This window comes from Nitratireductor sp., assembly GCF_017794765.1.
Classification (GTDB): Bacteria; Pseudomonadota; Alphaproteobacteria; order Rhizobiales; family Rhizobiaceae; genus Nitratireductor.
Window position 1 is genome coordinate 1,925,719 of record NZ_CP051236.1, and the last position, 17,828, is coordinate 1,943,546.

The following is a 17,828-nucleotide window of genomic DNA, read 5'->3' on the forward strand; positions in this document are numbered from 1 at the left end:
CGCTCATAGTTTCCTTCAATGATGTTTTCATTACCAGCGCGGACGTTCTGAACCGCAAGCAGCGGTGAGCCGATTAGGGCAGCAAACATCAATCCCCGGGCCATGTGTGTAATCGTCCGCATCGTCTCATACCTCAATTCATCTTGCTCAGCGCAGCGCCGTTCTGCCGCAAAGGGCTGTCTGCTCACCGGAGCAGGAGAACGGCCGATTGTTCTGCCAGGGATCGGAAGGCCTGCTGGCTTCTGCAACCAGTATGGCGAGTGCCATGCCGAAGATGGCGGTGATCAGACAGACAATTGAAAAGCGGCGCATCAACATTGGTTTGTCCTCAGTGTCGCCATCACTGTGGCAGACGCGGACTGAACCGATACTGAGAGGAGCATTCATCCAGGGTTCAGCAGTGTTAACACCGTGATTATGAGAAGATAACGGATCGTTTACCGGCAGGCGCGTTGCAAAGTCGGCAGCCGGTGCTTACTTGCCCGGGTATTGCCGCATTCCTCCCCCGACTGCGCGGCATCCAACACCTGGAGGCAACAAAGCATGACCACCCAGACCAAGCCGATCGAGCTCCACTACTGGCCCACGCCCAATGGCTGGAAAATCACCATTTATCTTGAAGAGACCGGGCTTCCCTACGATGTGCACTATGTGAACATCGGCAAAGGCGAACAGTTCGAACCTTCCTTCCTCAAGATCGCGCCGAACAACCGCATGCCGGCGATTGTCGACCCCGAAGGTCCGGGCGGCGAGCCGATCTCGGTGTTCGAATCGGGTGCCATTCTGCAGTATCTGGGTCGCAAGACGGGCAAGTTTTATCCGACTGACGAACGGTCCCGTGTGGAGGTGGATCAGTGGCTCTTCTGGCAGATGGGCGGGCTCGGCCCGATGGCCGGACAGGCCCACCACTTCCGCAAATATGCCCCGGAAAAGATTGCCTACGGCATCGAGCGCTATACCAATGAGGTGAACCGCCTCTATGGTGTCATGAACAAGCGCCTCGCAGACCGGCCCTTTCTCGCCGGCAACGAGTATACGATCGCCGATATGGCGAGCGTCGGCTGGGTGAAGCCCTATGAACAGCAGGGGCAGGACCTCAACGATTTTCCAAATCTCAAGCGCTGGTTCGAGACGATCATGGCGCGGCCAGCGGTCGTGCGCGCGCTCGAGGTCGGTCAGGAGCATCGCCGCAACATCGCCGAAGACAAGGAAGCACAAAAGGTGCTCTTCGGTCAGCGCGCCAGCTAACGACGGGCTTGCACGGTTCAGACAGGGCGGGCGTCCATTGGGCGCCCGCCCTTTGCTATTTCGACTATCCGAGGCGGATCAGCAGAATGGCGAGGATGAGAATGCCCACGCCCAGCCAGCTCGTCAGATTGAGCCGGTGTCCGAAGACGAGCCAGACAGCAAGCGCCGTTCCGAGGATCGAGAGTACGCCCCACACCGCATAGGCGATGAAAAGGTCCATGCCGGTGACAGCGAGCGCCAGAAGCGCAAAGGCCGCCATGATGAGCAGGACGGCTGCAGATCCCCACCCCCTGCGCGCAAAGCCGCCGGATTTCTCCAGAGCCAGATTGGCGAGGATGTCCAGTGCCACCGATCCCAGAACATAACCCATATAGATGTTCATCTCGTTTCGCCCTGCTGGTGGTGGCCATAGTTGATCACCGCGATCCCAAGCAGCGCCACGCCGATGCCGATGCCCTGCATCGGCGAGATCGTCTCGTCGAAAAGGTGAAGCGACACGAGCGCGATCATGATCATGCCGAAACCTTCCCAGAACGCATTGGCCAGCGCAACGGGGATGCGAAGCGTCGCGCGTCCCAGAAAGAGATAGGCGATGCCGATCATGGCAATCGCCGCCATCGTTCCCTGAAGAAGCGCGCCGCCGGATACCAGGAGTTTCATGAGTGTGGTTCCGACCACTTCTGCAAAGACCGCAGCGATCAGATAGAACCAGTGCAATTTCGACCTCATATTGTCAGATCAAGTTTTATGTCACTCGATTGAGATATCTGCCCAATTGCCATATGGAAAATCGCTGAGCGACAGGATTTTTGACGAAGAAGCTTTGCCGTGAGACTGGATTATCTGGAGTATTTCGTGGCCGCGGCGCGCGCGGGCTCCATCTCGGGTGCCGCGCTCCAGCTTGGGCGCAACCGTTCCACGGTCAGTATGGCAATCGCGGCGCTTGAGGATGAGCTTGGGGCCGCGTTGTTCGTGCGGCGCGGCAACAGCCTTGCCCTCTCGCCGGTCGGCGAGCACATTCTCGATGACTGCGCCCGCATCGTCGCGCTTTCAAACAGCATCATCGAGCGTTGCGCGCGCGGCGAGGAGACCGCAGGTCAGGAGTTGCGGATTGGCCGTGACGACGTTCTATCGGAAAACTTCTGGCGTCACGTGATCCGGGCCATCCGAAAGGCGCGGCCCAATGTGCGCCTCAGCATGCGTTATGCCGAAAGCGATGTGCTTCCCGAACTGGTGCGTGAGGGCCAGCTCGATATTGCCTATTTCATTGCTTCAGGCCGTGCCGGTCCCGCTCCAGGGCTTTACAGCCGCGTAGTCGCGCGCATCGGCATGCGAATGATGGTGGCAAGAACCCATCCGCTCCACTCCATGAGCTATGTCGCCGACGACGATCTCGCCATCCTGCCGCAGATCACCTATCTCGACAGCACGCAGCGCGAGCGGTTTCATCTTGAGGCGATGGGCAGCGAGCGCATTGCACTCAGCAGTTTCGAGCTGGGAAAAGACGCGATCTGTGATGGTCTGGGATGGGGGTATGTGCCGGAGTCTCTTTTGTCGGCAGAAGATGATGCGCAACTTGGCCAGATCAATCACGGACTGGGCGCTGCCTGGTATCCTTATTTCGTATGCAGCCGGGAGCCGCTCACCATCGGGGGGAGGGCGGGTGCTGCTTTGCAATCATGTGCCCACGGCATCATTCTTGCTCAAATGCGCAGCGAAGGCCTCATAGCAGATTGAGCCCCCACGCGTTTCGCAGGGAGGAAACGCATGGGGGCTCCGACTGGAGACGGTATTCATTGTGCGAATGGCAATCTGGGCAGCGTCTGGTTCAAAGGCGCGACCACGTCTGGTTTCGGCAAATCAGTCCGCCGAGAACGCAGCCGCCCATCTTGAGACTGTTGCCGGAGAGCGTGCCCTTGCCGGAATAGGTCTTGTCGTTGGCCGGATCCGTGATCTTACCGGTATATCTGCTGCCGCCGGCCGCCTGAAACGTGCCGATCTTCTTGCCTGCGTGCTTGCCGCTTTTCAGCGTGATGCAATAAGATCCGCCGCACGATGCAATCTGAGCCGTCGCACCGGACTCCGTCCGCCAGTTCCCTTCGATAGGGTCGGCCATGGCAATCCCGCCCGCCAAAAGCAGCGCTGCGCTACTTAGAACAAGTCTGCCAATCATCACTCTTCCTCCCAATGATGTTGCAAGTGCAGCTTACGCAAACGTAAACGTAATACAACTGCTTTCTGCACTCGCACTTTCAAGGGGCTGTTCGCCTGGTCGGCGGTGCTGCGGATCACTCGAGACCGTAGAGCCGGGCGATATCTTCGAGCATGAGCCGCGCGGCCAAAACACCGCCCGCTGTATTCCAGATCGTGTCGTCAACCTCGTGAACATTGCCGGCCTTCACCGCCGAAAGCGTTTGCCAGAGCGGATCCCGAAGCACCTCATCGGAAAGTTTTGTCGCCTCGCCATCGCCGGGCTCATAGGTGAAATAGAAGATGCGGTCGCCATCCATGTCCGGAATGCTTTCCTTGCCCACCTTCAGCACGAAGCTGTCGACATCCTGGTTCTCGGGCCGTTTGAAACCGATCTTTTCGAGAACGAAGCCGGAAAAACTGTCTTTCTGATAAATGCGGATGTGACCCGGCATGAAGCGGACGACAGAGACCTTTTCGTTCACTTTCTCTCCCAGGGCGTCCGCAAGTTGCCGGACGCTCGCGTCGAAGTCCGAAAGCACTTTCTCGCCCGCTTCCTCTTTGTTCACGGCCTTCGCCCAGAGCTGGAAGTTCTCACGCCAATCGCCCCGTAGTCGCTCAGATATGACAGTGGGCGCAATTGCCGAAAGCTGCTCAAAGATTGCCTCATGGCGGAGCTTGGTTCCAAGAATGAGATCGGGCTCCAGAGCGGCGATCAGTTCCAGATTGACCGCACTTTCCTTGCCGACCGGTTCCACATCGCTCATTTTCTCGGAGATGTGATGGTACCACGGGTCGCCATTCCACGAATTGGCGGCACCCACAGGCTTCACGCCAAGCGCCAGCAACGCTTCGGTACCCTCGTTGGTGAGAACGACGACGCGTTGCGGTTCATCCGGAACCGTTGCCACCCCCATGGCATGCTCGATCTCGGCAGCACTTGCCGACATGGCGAAACCCGCAATCAATGCGGCCGATAAAAAAGGCAGAAAGCGCATCTACGTCTCCTGTTGTGGCGCGACGTCCTGTCGAAGGCATCGTCCAAACAAATGTTGTATAATAATGTCAAGTTTTAAGTTGACATGGCTTTCCCATTTCTGAAATGCAGCGGGGTGAAGATGAGATCGACGCCGCGCCATTTACCGCATGTTCTGATGCTCGGGCTGATCGCTGTCCTGGCGGTCGTCAGTCTGCATGTGGGGATTCGGTTCACGCCTGCGAGCGAGGTCTGGCGCGCCTTGACCGAAGGTGGAGAAGATCAAACGGCCTTGATCGTCAACACGCTCCGTGTGCCTCGCACCCTGATTGCCATGGTGGTTGGCGGTGGGCTCGGACTTTCGGGGCTTCTGCTCCAGACTGCAAGTCGCAACCCGCTGGCCGAACCCGGCCTGCTTGGCATCAATGCCGGGGCGGGGCTGGCCGTGGTGTTGCTCGTCGTCTGCGCAGGAACCAGTTCGCTCACCCTGATCGCGGCAGCGGCCTGTCTGGGCGCGCTGTTATGCGCGCTCCTTGTCTTCTCTCTGGCATTTTCGGCAGGTGGGATAGCCTCCCCGTCCTACCTGCTGCTCGCCGGCGTCACGGTTGCAGCGCTTCTTTCCTCCGGGATTCAGATCATCATGGTGGCCGATGAACGAACCATGGAGGAGCTGATCTTCTGGCTGTCAGGAGGCTTCGCTGACCGGAATGCTGACCTTCTCTATCTAGCAGCACCGGCCATCGGCGGATGCGCGCTGATCAGTGCGCTGCTTTATCCAATGCTGGATGCGCTGCTTACCGATGACATGACAGCTCAATCTTTGGGCGTTCCGGTTGTTAAACTTCGTCTGGCAGCGCTCATTCTGGCGGCGCTCATGGCCGGGATCGGCGTCTCGGTCGCGGGGCCGGTGGCGTTCATCGGCCTTGCCGCGCCACATCTTGCAAGGCTCACCGGCCTGCAGAGCCATCGGGATCTCATCCCTCTATCCCTCCTGACAGGTTCCGCACTCGCGTTGGCGGCAGACATTGCCGCTCGTTTCGTCATCTATCCGTCTGAAGCGCCCGTCGGTGTGCTTCTGGCGGCGGTGGGAGTGCCGGTGCTGCTATATCTTCTGCAGAGAAAACGGATTGGAGGCGCGGCGTGAGGGCAGCCAGTCCTGTATACTTTTCCACTCCCGTCGCATCGCGGATCATGGTTCTTGCCCTCTGTGTGTCGGTCGTTTGCCTTCTGGGGCTTGCCGGTGTTGCGCTGGGAAGTTCCGGCATGCCGCTGAACCGCGTGGTGTCGGCCATTTTGGGAATGGGGGAGCGGAGCGATGGCATCATCATCTGGTCATTGCGCATGCCCCGTCTGCTGATGGCTGGGTTGAGCGGCGTGGCGCTCGCGCTCGCCGGTTTCATCCTTCAACGGGCAACGCGTAATGAGCTTGCTTCCCCAGCGGTGCTCGGCATTGTCGATGGCGCGGCGCTGGGTGTGATGTGCTTCCTTTTCATGTTCAGCAATGAATCGAACGCTCTTGTTGTCAGCATCATGTGGCAGCCACTGGCTGCCGCACTGGGGGGCATATTCTTCGCGAGCGTCGTCATCATTCTCGCTGTGCGCACGGAAGCGCCGCCATTACGCACCATTCTCTATGGTGTGGCGCTGGGAGCGCTGGCAAAGGCGGGAGTGACGCTCTTTCTTGTCGATGGACCTGTGCATCGCGCCAGCCAGGCAGCCATGTGGCTCGCAGGCTCAGTTTATCAGGCGCGCTGGGCAGACGTCGAGGTGATGGCCATGGTGCTTGTCATTCTTGTGCCGCTCACCTTTCTGTTTTCACGCCGCATGGATCAGCTGCAGCTCGACGAGATCAGCGCACAGGCAAGTGGTCTGCCCGTGCGCTCCACTCAGTTGATGCTGTTTGCGCTCGCGGCATTCCTCACCGCTGCCGCCGTTTCCTTTGCCGGCGCCATCGGTTTTGTCGGTCTCATGGCTCCCCACGTTGCGCGCCTTATTTTGCCGGGGCGCGCCGGCACGCAGATGCTGGCTGCGGCATTGGTGGGCGGGGCGATGGTTATGGCAGCCGATATCGTGGTGCGGATCCTGTTCGCCCCGCTTGAGGTTCCCGCCGGCGCGGTGACGGCAGTAATCGGTGCGCCGTATTTCCTTTTCATTCTCATACGTGCGGGGCGCGTTCATGCATAACGATCAACGAAATGAGATTGAGTTGCGCTCCGTTACGCTCGGCTATCCGGGCAAACGTGTGTTCAGCGACCTGAACCTCTCGATCCGTCCTGGGAGGCTGACGGCCTTCTGTGGGCCCAATGGCTGCGGCAAATCAACGGCGTTGCGCGCCATGCGGGCGCTCCTGCCGGCAGATGCCGGTTTGGTGCTGCTGCGCGACACGCCCATTACCGATCTGCCGGTGAGGGCGCTTGCCCGTGAAATCGCCATGCTGACGCAAAGCCCCACAGCACCCGGGGAACTGTCTGTTGAACAGCTGGTCACACTTGGCCGCTATGCACACCGCAGGGCCTTTACCTCTGCCGCAGGGAGTGACCGCACAGCCGTTACAAATGCGCTGCGGGAAACGAATCTGGCGGATATGGCCGACCGCCCAATCGGCACGCTGTCGGGTGGGCAGCTTCAGCGGGTCTGGATTGCGATGGTTCTGGCGCAGGCATCTCCTGTCATCCTGCTGGACGAGCCCACCAACCATCTTGATATTGCGCATGCTCTGGAAGTGCTGGCGCTGGTGCGTCGTCTCGGCGCGCAGGAGGGCAAGACGGTGGTGGTCGTACTCCATGATTTGAATCTGGCTGCACGTTTCGCCGACGATATCGTCTTCTTTCGCGGGGGCGAAGTAGCTGGATCCGGCCCGGTGGAAGAAGTCTTCCGTCAGGAACTCATCCAAGATGTGTTCGGGATCGAATGCATCGTGCGGCAGGAAGAGGTGTCTCAACGGCCTTTCTGTGTGCCTATCGCTGCCTGTCCCGGACGCCGGGATCGCCTGGTTCAGGACTAGAATTTTCAGGAAATGCTTCGCCAAAGCGTTTCGCATGGTTATCAGAACCTTGCTGCGACCGTTAACGATTTGAGCTTGTCCGTCTGCCCAAAACCCATGACCGGCAGGGCTTTGCGGTGCTTAACAAAAACAGGCATTTACTGAAAATTTGAACTTTGTTTTCTTCAAATTAAGCACAAGATTTAACGGCGATTTCAGCCGCACCCTGCATTCTCGAAAGCATCGAAGGGCTGGCCCGACAGGGACAAAACAAAAGGCTCTCGGGAGTAAAAACAGGGATCTTGAATTATGGCACGTTACGATGTTCAGGAAGCAGGCTTCGGTACGGCTGGTTCGTCCACCCAGGCCGACGTGCTGTTTCAACTTGGAATGATGTATGCGACCGGTCGCGACTGCGACGTCGATCTGGTGGCCGCGCACAAATGGTTCAATATTGCAGCCATCAAGGGTTCTGAACGTGCGGCTGAGCTGCGCTCGGAACTGGCGGCGGGCATGTCCAAGCCAGAGCTCGCCAGAGCGCTGCGCGATGCCCGTGAATGGATGACGATGCACTGATGCGGTGGGGGCGGACCGTTCAGGGCCTGGCCTGAAACTGGCCGGGCCCTGAGCGCAAGGCACCATCAAAAACTGGCCGCCTATTCGGCGCCCTGAAAACGGACGAGCATTGCACCATCGTTGACCTGCGCACCCTCAGCCGCGATCTCGGCGATGACACCGTCATGCGGCGCGGTAATGGTGTGCTCCATTTTCATTGCTTCGAGCACCAGTAGTGGCTGGCCTTTCTGCACCGTTTCGTTGACCGCGGCACGGACCAGCTTCACCAGACCGGGCATCGGCGCCCTTAGTCGGTCGCCACCGCCACTTTCTTCAGCGGCCTGCAAAGGGTCCGGCACTTTCAACGTCAGCGCATCGGCACCCTCAAACACTGTAATGTGCCCTGGCCACGAGGCAATGCGGGTGGGATCGTCACGTCGCACGATGATGGGTTGAGCGGATTGATCATCGCCAAGGCGAATGGCCAGCGCGCCATCGGCCTGGGCCGAGACGCAGGCTTCCACAATGTCCTCATCATGCATTACCGTCCGCTTGTGAATGAGCGGCCTGAAATGGCCATAGCCCGAAATTGCGGAGAATGGGCTGGCCGTGTCTTCCGAACGATCAGTGCTGCTCGTTGCAGCGATGGCTGCTGCAAGATGTCTTTCCTGCAGCGCCGCGGTCTTGGTCAGAACGTCCTGCTTGCGGCCGATCAAGCCGGTTTCAAGCCGCCCGGCATAAAAATCATCGTCGCGCAGCAGCCGTGTTAGAAAACCGAGATTGACGGTGGAGCCGGCAACTTCGGTTTTCTCAAGCGCGGTTGCCAGTCCGTCAATGGCGCCCTCCCGCGTCGGGGCATGGACGATCAGCTTCGCGATCATCGGATCGTAAAAGGGAGTGATCGCATCTTTCTCCGCGACACCGGCATCAATGCGCAGCGTTGCGGTGTCGAGCCTGTCTGGGAACCGCAAATGGTGCAGCGTTCCCGTGGCCGGGAGAAAATCCCGTGTCGCATCCTCCGCGTAAAGACGCGCTTCGACCGCATGGCCGGTCAGGGTGATCTCCTCCTGGGTGCGGGGCAGGGTCTCGCCTGCAGCCACCCGCAACTGCCACTCTACGAGGTCAACGCCTGTGACCATCTCGGTCACGGGGTGCTCCACCTGCAGCCGCGTGTTCATTTCCATGAACCAGAAGCGATCCGGTCGTAGCCCTTCCGAAGCATCGACGATGAACTCGATCGTGCCGGCGCCGCTATAGGAAATGGCCCTGGCCGCCTTCACGGCGGCTTCCGTCATCGCGATACGTGTTTCCTCGTTCATTCCGGGCGCAGGAGCCTCTTCGATCACCTTTTGATGCCGGCGCTGGGCCGAGCAATCGCGTTCGAAGAGGTGGACGGCGTGACCGTGCCTGTCCCCGAAAACCTGCACCTCGATATGCCTCGGTGACTGAATATACTTTTCGACCAGCACGCGCTCATCGCCGAACGCCGCCTTTGCTTCCCTTTGGGCGGCCGCCAGCGCATCGGGAAAGGCGTCGGGGTCGGATACCAGCCGCATGCCCTTTCCCCCACCGCCCGCGCGTGCCTTGATGAGCACCGGATAGCCGATTTCATTGGCCTTGGAGGCAAGGGCGACAAGCGCCTGCGTGTCACCATGATAACCCGGCACGACTGGGACCCCGGCCTTCTCCATGAGCCTTTTTGCGGCATCTTTCAGGCCCATTGCGCGGATGGCTTGCGATGACGGGCCGACAAAGATCAGACCCGCCGCCTCCACCTGTTCAACGAAGTCCGGATTTTCTGACAGAAAGCCATAGCCTGGATGGATGGCCTGCGCGCCGGTTTCACGAGCAGCGGCAATGATTTTCTCACCATTGAGATAGCTTTCCGCAGCCGGGGCAGCACCGATGCAGATTGCCTGGTCAGCGACACGCACATGCAGTGCGTTCCTGTCCGCATCTGAATAGACCGCCACTGTAGCGATCCCCAGACGTCGTGCGGTTCTGATGACCCGGACGGCAATTTCTCCGCGATTGGCAATGAGAATTTTGTCGAACATGCAGAACGTTCCTCCTACGAAGCAGCAATACCATAGTGTGTTGAGAGCGGTTTGTGGCGGGAAATTTGCCGCTTATTCCATCCGTTCTGCGCGGCTCCCATATCGCTTGCGTCTCTTGGAAAATTTCTTTCCTCGGCACGGAATATTTGAAGTGTATCTCACCCGAAAGTGGGTAAGCCATACAGTATTGATGACCCCCGCATCCGGTAATGATACCCAGAACTACTGCGACATGGCCGATCCGATCAAATATGTTTTGGTGAAAGTGCCGGGGGTTTTTTGTAGCGCCTGCATGCTCCTCATATGCCTTGCAGGGGGAGAAAATCGGCTCCTCGGCAAATGGAATACTACTGTGTGTGTCCCGAGACGGCCGCAGTGCGAAGCGCGTGTGGCTCCGCCTGCCCGGGATACTTCAGAAACAGCCGGTTCGCGTTCGACGTAGTTTGACCTTGAAATCCTGTGCGCGGGTATGAGCTGCTCGAGTGGAATAGCGTTGCAACGCCGGGAAACGGTGTTCTGGGCAAACGAGTAGCGAAAACCATTGGCGAGAAAAAAGCGGATCGGTGGGTTGAGCCCGCCGCGAGCCGTAGCGGCCGCGCGTATGACAGTGAGTCGGGAATGTTCGGAGGCGTGAAGCGGAGCAATTCGCTGAATTTGTCAGCAGATAACAGATGGAAATTCCATGATGAAATATTCACCATCCCGCTTTCTGTTCGCCAGTAGTCTTGTATCTATTTCGGCTACTCTGCAAATCGGACCGCTCTTCGCAGCGGATATGCAGGGGACGGAGCCCATTCCTGAGCCACCAATATTCTCTTCCTCACCCTTGCGGCAGAATGCGCGCATTGTGGGAGGTGCTCCCATGGGGGGGACGGTTGGTGGAGCCCCTATGCTCGTGCCTGGAGATGCGGTTCCCGTATACAAAGGGGACGAGATGCCGCCGCTTGTCGATCTGGAAGGAAACTGTGGCGGCGTTCCCTGTCCTGCGGCGATGCGCGGAAAGATGCTGGACAACAGTTCCGTAGGAAAGTTGCGGATCGGTGAGAACACGGAACTCGCTGGACCAGGCGATCGACCGGCTGTTCCGTTCGTCATTTCCGTTGATGGGCAGATTGTCGATGAAAGCGGTCAGATCACGAATGAGGGCATGTTCGGCGTTTCACCGAATTCGCGACCGGTCGACAAGCAGCGCAAAACCGATCTCGACCTCAGCTCCGTGGATATTCAGATCAAGTTCGACGGGTTGGACACGGAACCATTGCTCAATGTGTCGACCGTGCCCGTGCAGCGGATCTTTCGCGAAGGAGAGCCTGTTCGTTTCTACGCCACCTCCAATTACCCTGCATTCATCACGCGCGCGGAAATTCGCATCTACGAGAGCAACGTTGCCTGGAGCAACCGGCCTTTGGCGGTCGTTCCCATCAATGTTAATGGCGAGGCCAGCTGGGTTATGCCTGCCCGAAGTGGCCGTGAGTTCCACTATGTGTTGCGTGTCTACGATGCCAAGGGTCGCTTCGACGAAACAGTACCGCTGAGCATCGCCAGCACGCGCGGCGAGTTTCTATCCGATTCGGGATACGGCGTGGCTCCAGGCAAAGCGGAAGACAGGACCGCATTTCGCAATATTCCGGTCTACGGCGGTGCCATAACGGTCTACGGAAAGAACGTTCCTGAAGGCTACGGTATCGTCGCATTCGATGAACTTGTTCCCCTGGACCCCAACGGGACATTTGTCACCCAGCGCATTATGCCTCCGGGGCAGCACGTGGTCGACGTTGCTGTTGATGGTGGCTCGAAGGCCGGTGGCCTTTACTTCAGCCGCGACGTGAACATTCCGACCAATGATTGGTTCTATGTTGCGCTTGCAGATTTCACTATCGGCAAGCGAACCGGCGATAGCGGTATCGAGGAAGTGCGGACAGGTGAGTTTGACAAAGTGTGGAACACAGGTCGCCTCGCGTTCTATCTGCGTGGTAAGATCAAGGGTAAGTTCCTGCTGACGGCAGCCGCTGATACAGGCGAGAACGAGGTCAAGAACCTCTTCCGGGATCTCGATGCGCGAGATCCGAGGGAGCTTCTGCGTCGTATCGATCCCGACAAGTATTATCCCGTCTATGGTGACGATTCCACCTCGGTCGAGGACGCGCCCACCAACGGGAAGTTCTATGTGCGCCTGGCCCGTGGTGAGAGCCACGTGATGTGGGGCAACTACAAGACAAAGATTTCGGGGACACGCTTCCTCCAGGTGGACCGTGGTCTTTATGGCGCCGAGATGGTTCTGCGTTCAGCGGGCAATAACGCGAACGGCGAGCCCAAATTCACAGCAACGGCCTTCGCGGCAAAGCCAGAAACGCTCCCACAGCGGGACGAGTTTCTTGGCACTGGTGGTTCGGCATACTTCCTCAAGCGACAACGCATCATAGAGGGGTCGGAGACGCTTCACATTGAATACCGCGACAAGATTACAGGGCGAGTTATCGAGAGGCGCGCTCTGGTCTATGGCGAAGACTATACCATCGACTATCTGCAGGGCGTCGTCATTCTCGATGCACCGCTGTCTTCCGGTTCCATTGATGACGGTGCGGTTCGTGAGGGTGCTCTGGGTGGCTACAAGGCCTACATGATCGCCCAGTACGAGTATCGTGCACGAGCCGGTGATATGGAAAACTATGTCTATGGTGGTCGTGCGCAGACCTGGCTTGGCAAGAGCATTCGGCTGGGTGCCACCGGTATCAAGGATTCGACGGGATTGTCCGATCAGACAGCCTACGGCGCCGATTTGCGCCTGCAGCGATCCGAGGACACCTTTATTGACGGTGAAATCGCGTATTCGAAGGGGCCAGGTTTCGGGCTCTCGCGGTCAACCGACGGCGGTCTGTCACTGGCGGATCAGGAGACGGCGGGACGCGAGGGCATTTCGGCCAAGGCGTGGAGCCTGCGTGGTCAGATGGCCTTCAAAGACCTGCGCTTCCTGGGCACTGCAGGCAAAATTGGCGGATATTATGAGCAGAAAGAAGCTGGCTTCTCCAGCGTGACCGAGCAGGTGGATTCCGACGAGCGCAGTTGGGGCGCGGAAGCCGAAATTCCCTTGAGCGCAGCCATGAACCTCAAGCTCTCTTATGACGACTATCTGAACGAAGATGGCAAGCAACACAGCAATGCGGAACTGGAGGTCAGTTACGCCTTCGATGCCTACTGGAAGGCGGCCTTCGGCATCGCCTATTCCAAACTCCACTCGCCAGGAGCCATTGCGTCTGGAAAATCCGGTTATGACGGGACGCGGCTCGACGCGGGTCTGCGTGTCGACTATCGCCAGGATGATGATTACCTCTACTATGGTTTCGTTCAGGGAACAGTCGACAGGAAAGGCAATATTTCCAAGAATGATCGCTACGGTGTGGGCGCGGAAGTCCGTCTGAGCGAAAAGCTTGGCGCCGAGGGCGAGGTGTCCTGGGGTAAATCCGGGATCGGCGGACTTGCCGCGCTGACTTACGATCCGACACCTGAAGATCACTACTATATCGGTTATCGCCTCGATCCGGATCGCGCTACGGACGGCACCTATGGATACGACCTCCAGGGCCGGGACCATGGCGCCGTGGTTGCGGGCGTAAAGAAGCGAATGAGCGATGTGGTTTCGGCCTATTCGGAAGCCGATGTCGATCTCTTCGGACGTCGTAACTCCCTGGCTCAGCGTTACGGTGTCATCTACACACCTGATGTCGCCTGGACTGTCGATGGCGGTTTCGAAGCCGGCAATATCGAGGATGATCGCATCAACCCCGCCTCCGGGAAACAATATGCCGATTTCGAACGGTACGCGGGCTCACTCGGCGTAGGATTCAAGGACGAGGAATTGGGCGTCAGCGCACGGGTTCGAGGTGAAGCCCGGATCGAACGGTCCGAAGATGAAACACGAAACCGCAATACCTATGTCGTAAGCGCCGGCGCCAGTATGGATCACGACGGGTATGGCAGGGTTCTCGGAAGCGTTGACGCCGTAATCTCGCAGACGCCGTTGGGTACTTACTACAACGGAGACTATATCGAGGGTTCGCTGGGATACGCCTATCGCCCCGTCGACAACGATCTCCTGAACGCCTTGTTCAGATATACCTACCTCTACAATCTCCCGGGCAACGACCAGATCAGCAGCATGTCGCGTTCCACAAATGGCCCGCTTCAACGCAGCCACATCGTCTCCGCCGATCTGACTTATGACCTCCTTCCGTGGTTGTCCGTTGGTGGCAAGTACGGCATGCGCCTGGGTGAGATCCGGGCAAGGAGCAGCGACAGTTCCATGGGCGATTGGGAAAAATCCTCAGCCCATCTGGGCATCGTCCGCGCCGATCTGCATGTCGTGAAGAACTGGGATGCGATGCTTGAAGGCCGAGCCTTCTATCTTCCGGAGATTCAATCGGTGGATTACGGCGCGCTTGCCGCTCTGTACAGGCATGTCGGCAACAACTTCAAGGTCGGCGCAGGGTACAATTTCGGGCGCTTCTCAGATGATCTCCGCGATCTCACGCTGGACGACCGTGGAGCCTTCCTCAACGTGGTTGGGAAGTTCTGACGCCCGAAGCGGGCGCCGCTCGTGGGGGGAGGCGCCCGCACCCGCTTCCGCCAGATGGGAGATTTGTCGTCATTTCGACAAGGTTGTGTCCTGAAACACATCCAACATTCAAGCGCCAGGGCGTCTTTCCAGACGCCCTGGCGATCTGCTACGTCAATGGTGGCACCGCAGCGGACGCTGCTGGCAACAAGCGGGGGCATTGGAGTTGGCCAAAATTCGCTGGACCGTCCTGGCCGTGGCCACGGCCATTTTTCCTGGTTCGGCGCTGGCCGACTGGAAGCCGATCGAACGTGTCGAACCCTACGCCATCTCTGGGGCAACTGCGCTGGATCTTTATAGGTCCATCGGAGAGCGCGGGCCCAAACTCGGCGTACGCCGGGTGATCGCATACACGGATTTCAAACTCACCTGGCGTCGCGATTATCAACCACGCAAGGATGGCGCCTGCGTCCTGGCTTCAGCAACGCCGAAACTGATCATCACCTACCGCCTGCCACAGGTCACAGGGGCGCTGTCATCGCAGACACGTTCGGCCTGGGAGCGCTTCATAGAGGGGGTGAGGGCGCACGAGCGCGTTCATGGAGATATCATCACCGATATGGTGAAGAAGATTGAAGAGGTGTCGGTCGGATTGCGGGTCGAGAATGATCCTGGGTGCCAGAAGGTGCGTGCAACACTGCAGGAGCATCTGGGAAAGCTCTCTCAGGAACAGCGACAACGCAGCCGCGAGTTCGATCGCGTCGAAATGGGCGATGGCGGCAATGTGCACCGCCTCGTGATGGAGTTCATCAATGGCGACAGGCAGCGCAGCAACTGACGCTGCCTGTCCGCGTCCTACATTCTGAATACACCGAACTTCGTATCAGCGATCGGCGCGTTCAGTGCTGCGCCAAGGGACAGGGCAAGAACCTCCCGCGTCTTGGCAGGGTCGACGATACCGTCGTCCCAAAGGCGGGCGCTCGAATAGAGCGGGTGGCCTTCGCGCTCGTATTTTTCGAGGATGGGCCGCCGAAATTCGGCTTCCTCCTCCGCGCTCCAGCTTCCACCCTTACGCTCGATGCCTTCACGCTTGACGATGGAAAGAACGGTGGCCGCCTGCTCGCCGCCCATGACCGAAATGCGCGCATTTGGCCACATCCAGAGGAAACGGGGAGAATATGCGCGGCCACACATGCCGTAATTGCCGGCACCGAACGATCCGCCGATGATCGCTGTGACCTTTGGCACCTGTGCCGTCGCGACTGCCGTCACCAGCTTGGCTCCGTCGCGTGCGATGCCCCCGGCCTCATATTTGCGCCCGACCATGAACCCGGTGATGTTCTGCAGGAACACAAGAGGGATCTTTCGCTGGCAGCACAATTCGATGAAATGGGCTCCTTTCAATGCGCTTTCGGAGAAAAGCACACCGTTGTTTGCCAGAATGCCTACCGGAATCCCGTAAATATGGGCAAAGCCGGTAATCAGCGTGGTTCCATAATTGGCCTTGAATTCATCGAACTCCGAGCCGTCCGCCACGCGCGCGATCACCTCGCGCACATCGTAGGGCTGGCGGGTATCGGCGGGGATGATGCCGTAGATCTCACGTGGATCGTAGGCGGGCGGAATCGGTTTGCGAAGATCGAGCGATATGCTCTTCTTTCGATTCAGGTTTTTGACAATGCGCCTGACGATGGCGAGCGCATGTTCATCGTCCAGCGCATAGTGGTCTGCAACGCCGGATTCACGCGTATGGACCTCTGCGCCGCCGAGCTCTTCCGCGGTAACCACCTCGCCGGTCGCCGCCTTTACGAGCGGCGGTCCGCCGAGGAAAATTGTGGCGTTGCCCTTCACCATCACGGTTTCATCACTCATTGCCGGCACATAGGCGCCGCCGGCAGTGCACGATCCCATCACACAGGCGATCTGGGGAATGCCTTTCGCGGACATGTTCGCCTGATTGTAGAATATGCGGCCGAAATGATCGCGGTCGGGAAAAACCTCGTCCTGATTGGGCAGGTTAGCGCCGCCTGAATCGACCAGGTAGATGCAGGGGAGGTTGTTCTCCAGCGCAATTTCCTGGGCACGCAGATGCTTCTTCACCGTCAGAGGATAATAAGTGCCGCCTTTCACGGTCGCATCGTTGACGACCACGACACATTCCTGCCCTTCAATGCGTCCCACACCGGCAATCAGGCCTGCGGAAGCAATGTCTCCGCCATACATGTCGAAGGCGGCGAACTGGCCGATCTCGAGAAAGGGGGCGCCCACATCCAGCAATTGCGCAAGTCTCTCGCGTGGCAGGAGCTTGCCACGCTTGACGTGGCGTTCACGAGCCTCATCCGACCCGCCGCGCTCGATCTGTGCGGCTTTTCCGGTCATTTCGCCCACCAGCGCCTGCATCCGGTCGAAATTGGCCTTGTAGGCGTCGGAGGAGGGGGAAAGTTGCGATTGAAGGACGGTCATGCGATCTCCTGCGGCGAATGGGGCACTATGCCCAATCCGTGGTTTGATTCCCATGGTCTGGCAAGCCGCCTGCATCACGCAGCATACGAGCCAGGTGCATTAGGTTGAAGGTCATGAAGGTCAGGTTGCGTCGCGTGAAGGCGCTGTCGTAGCCGGCACGGCCGCCGTTCTCGGTCTCATCGCCGTAGGACGGGCCCGGGCCAGCTTCGCCAATCCAGCCGCAATCGGCCTGAGGCGGAATCGTGTAGCCGATATGCTGCAGCGAATAGAGCACGGTCTTGGCCACATGCTTGATGCCATCTTCATTGCCGGTGATGATCGCCCCGCCGACCTTGCCATAGTAAATGTACTGGTCCTTGGTGTTGCGCTGGCCGGAATGGGCGTAGAGCCGTTCGATGATCACGCGGCAGATGGAGCTCTCTTCGCCAAGCCAGATGGGTGAGCCGATCACCAGAATGTCGGCTGCATTTACTTTTGGCCAGATCTTCTCCGGCCAGTCATCAATCGGAGCACCTTCCTCCCGCATATCCGGCGAAACGCCAAAAGCAATGTTGAAGTCGACCGCGCGCAGATAATCAGTCGCGACCCCGCAGCGCTTCATCAGGGCGATGGAATCCTGCATCAGGTCTTCGGTATGCGATGCAGCCCGGTCGCTTGGTTTCAGCGTGGTATTGATGAACAGCGCTCGAAGATCGGAAAAATCAGTGCTGGTCTCATCGGCAAGGCGCTTCTGCAGATCATTGAGTGGCATGGGTTTTCTCCATGTGTGTGTGACCAGGGTCAACGCACGGGAGAGGACATGGT

Annotated in this window: 16 protein-coding genes; 8 read left to right on the forward strand and 8 right to left on the reverse strand. The window is 58.7% G+C overall.

Going from position 1 to position 17,828, the window contains the following annotated elements:
- Positions 1 to 147: 147 nt before the first annotated feature.
- Positions 148 to 318: a hypothetical protein gene (locus tag HF949_RS09080; protein WP_292893354.1), complete on the reverse strand. Its 171-nt coding sequence runs from the start codon at positions 316 to 318 to the stop codon at positions 148 to 150.
- Positions 319 to 543: 225 nt separating this feature from the next.
- Here HF949_RS09080 and HF949_RS09085 point away from each other — a divergent pair, with 225 nt between their 5' ends.
- Complete coding sequence (locus HF949_RS09085; protein ID WP_292893356.1) at positions 544 to 1,248, forward strand: glutathione S-transferase family protein; 705 nt, start codon at positions 544 to 546, stop codon at positions 1,246 to 1,248.
- 64 nt (positions 1,249 to 1,312) lie between these two features.
- On the opposite strand, the gene HF949_RS09090 is transcribed toward HF949_RS09085, so the two are convergent.
- Both HF949_RS09090 and HF949_RS09095 read right to left on the reverse strand, forming a co-directional pair.
- Complete coding sequence (locus HF949_RS09090) at positions 1,313 to 1,630, reverse strand: SMR family transporter (protein WP_292893359.1); 318 nt, start codon at positions 1,628 to 1,630, stop codon at positions 1,313 to 1,315.
- Entirely contained in the window at positions 1,627 to 1,977 is a 351-nt protein-coding gene (locus HF949_RS09095) for a DMT family transporter (RefSeq protein WP_292893362.1), read from the reverse strand. The genes HF949_RS09090 and HF949_RS09095 overlap by 4 nt, the downstream gene beginning before the upstream one ends.
- Before the next feature lie 99 nt (positions 1,978 to 2,076).
- Between HF949_RS09095 and HF949_RS09100 the strand changes: the two genes are divergently transcribed.
- Positions 2,077 to 2,985 carry a LysR family transcriptional regulator gene (locus tag HF949_RS09100; RefSeq protein ID WP_292893365.1) on the forward strand — a complete coding sequence of 303 codons (909 nt, stop codon included), beginning with the start codon at positions 2,077 to 2,079 and terminating at the stop codon, positions 2,983 to 2,985.
- A gap of 91 nt (positions 2,986 to 3,076) precedes the next feature.
- Here the strand turns inward: HF949_RS09100 and HF949_RS09105 are convergent, their stop codons facing one another.
- Complete coding sequence (locus HF949_RS09105; RefSeq protein WP_292893368.1) at positions 3,077 to 3,421, reverse strand: DUF2147 domain-containing protein; 345 nt, start codon at positions 3,419 to 3,421, stop codon at positions 3,077 to 3,079.
- A 115-nt stretch (positions 3,422 to 3,536) separates the two neighbouring features.
- Positions 3,537 to 4,436 carry an ABC transporter substrate-binding protein gene (locus HF949_RS09110; RefSeq protein ID WP_292893371.1) on the reverse strand — a complete coding sequence of 300 codons (900 nt, stop codon included), beginning with the start codon at positions 4,434 to 4,436 and terminating at the stop codon, positions 3,537 to 3,539.
- A gap of 120 nt (positions 4,437 to 4,556) precedes the next feature.
- Here HF949_RS09110 and HF949_RS09115 point away from each other — a divergent pair, with 120 nt between their 5' ends.
- The 4 genes from HF949_RS09115 (at position 4,557) to HF949_RS09130 (ending at position 7,973) form a co-directional block, all read left to right on the forward strand.
- Positions 4,557 to 5,558: a FecCD family ABC transporter permease gene (locus tag HF949_RS09115; protein WP_292893374.1), complete on the forward strand. Its 1,002-nt coding sequence runs from the start codon at positions 4,557 to 4,559 to the stop codon at positions 5,556 to 5,558.
- Complete coding sequence (locus tag HF949_RS09120) at positions 5,555 to 6,598, forward strand: FecCD family ABC transporter permease (protein ID WP_292893377.1); 1,044 nt, start codon at positions 5,555 to 5,557, stop codon at positions 6,596 to 6,598. The genes HF949_RS09115 and HF949_RS09120 overlap by 4 nt, the downstream gene beginning before the upstream one ends.
- Entirely contained in the window at positions 6,591 to 7,418 is an 828-nt protein-coding gene (locus tag HF949_RS09125) for an ABC transporter ATP-binding protein (RefSeq protein ID WP_292893380.1), read from the forward strand. Before HF949_RS09120 ends, HF949_RS09125 begins: the two co-directional genes overlap by 8 nt.
- Before the next feature lie 288 nt (positions 7,419 to 7,706).
- Complete coding sequence (locus HF949_RS09130; protein WP_007008458.1) at positions 7,707 to 7,973, forward strand: SEL1-like repeat protein; 267 nt, start codon at positions 7,707 to 7,709, stop codon at positions 7,971 to 7,973.
- 80 nt (positions 7,974 to 8,053) lie between these two features.
- Here the strand turns inward: HF949_RS09130 and HF949_RS09135 are convergent, their stop codons facing one another.
- A complete protein-coding gene (locus tag HF949_RS09135) occupies positions 8,054 to 10,009 on the reverse strand; it encodes an acetyl/propionyl/methylcrotonyl-CoA carboxylase subunit alpha (protein ID WP_292893389.1) in 1,956 nt (651 codons plus the stop codon).
- A gap of 862 nt (positions 10,010 to 10,871) precedes the next feature.
- On the opposite strand from HF949_RS09135, the gene HF949_RS09140 reads away from it, so the two are divergent.
- Together HF949_RS09140 and HF949_RS09145 are read left to right on the forward strand one after the other, a co-directional pair.
- Positions 10,872 to 14,582, forward strand: coding sequence for a TonB-dependent receptor (locus tag HF949_RS09140; protein ID WP_292893391.1), 3,711 nt, complete (start codon positions 10,872 to 10,874; stop codon positions 14,580 to 14,582).
- Positions 14,583 to 14,787: 205 nt separating this feature from the next.
- Positions 14,788 to 15,399, forward strand: a complete 612-nt coding sequence (locus HF949_RS09145) for a DUF922 domain-containing Zn-dependent protease (protein ID WP_292893394.1) — start codon at positions 14,788 to 14,790, stop codon at positions 15,397 to 15,399.
- Between the two features lie 17 nt (positions 15,400 to 15,416).
- On the opposite strand, the gene HF949_RS09150 is transcribed toward HF949_RS09145, so the two are convergent.
- Both HF949_RS09150 and HF949_RS09155 read right to left on the reverse strand, forming a co-directional pair.
- Positions 15,417 to 17,024, reverse strand: coding sequence for a carboxyl transferase domain-containing protein (locus HF949_RS09150; RefSeq protein ID WP_292893396.1), 1,608 nt, complete (start codon positions 17,022 to 17,024; stop codon positions 15,417 to 15,419).
- A 25-nt stretch (positions 17,025 to 17,049) separates the two neighbouring features.
- Entirely contained in the window at positions 17,050 to 17,775 is a 726-nt protein-coding gene (locus tag HF949_RS09155; protein WP_292893399.1) for a flavodoxin family protein, read from the reverse strand.
- Positions 17,776 to 17,828: the final 53 nt, after the last annotated feature.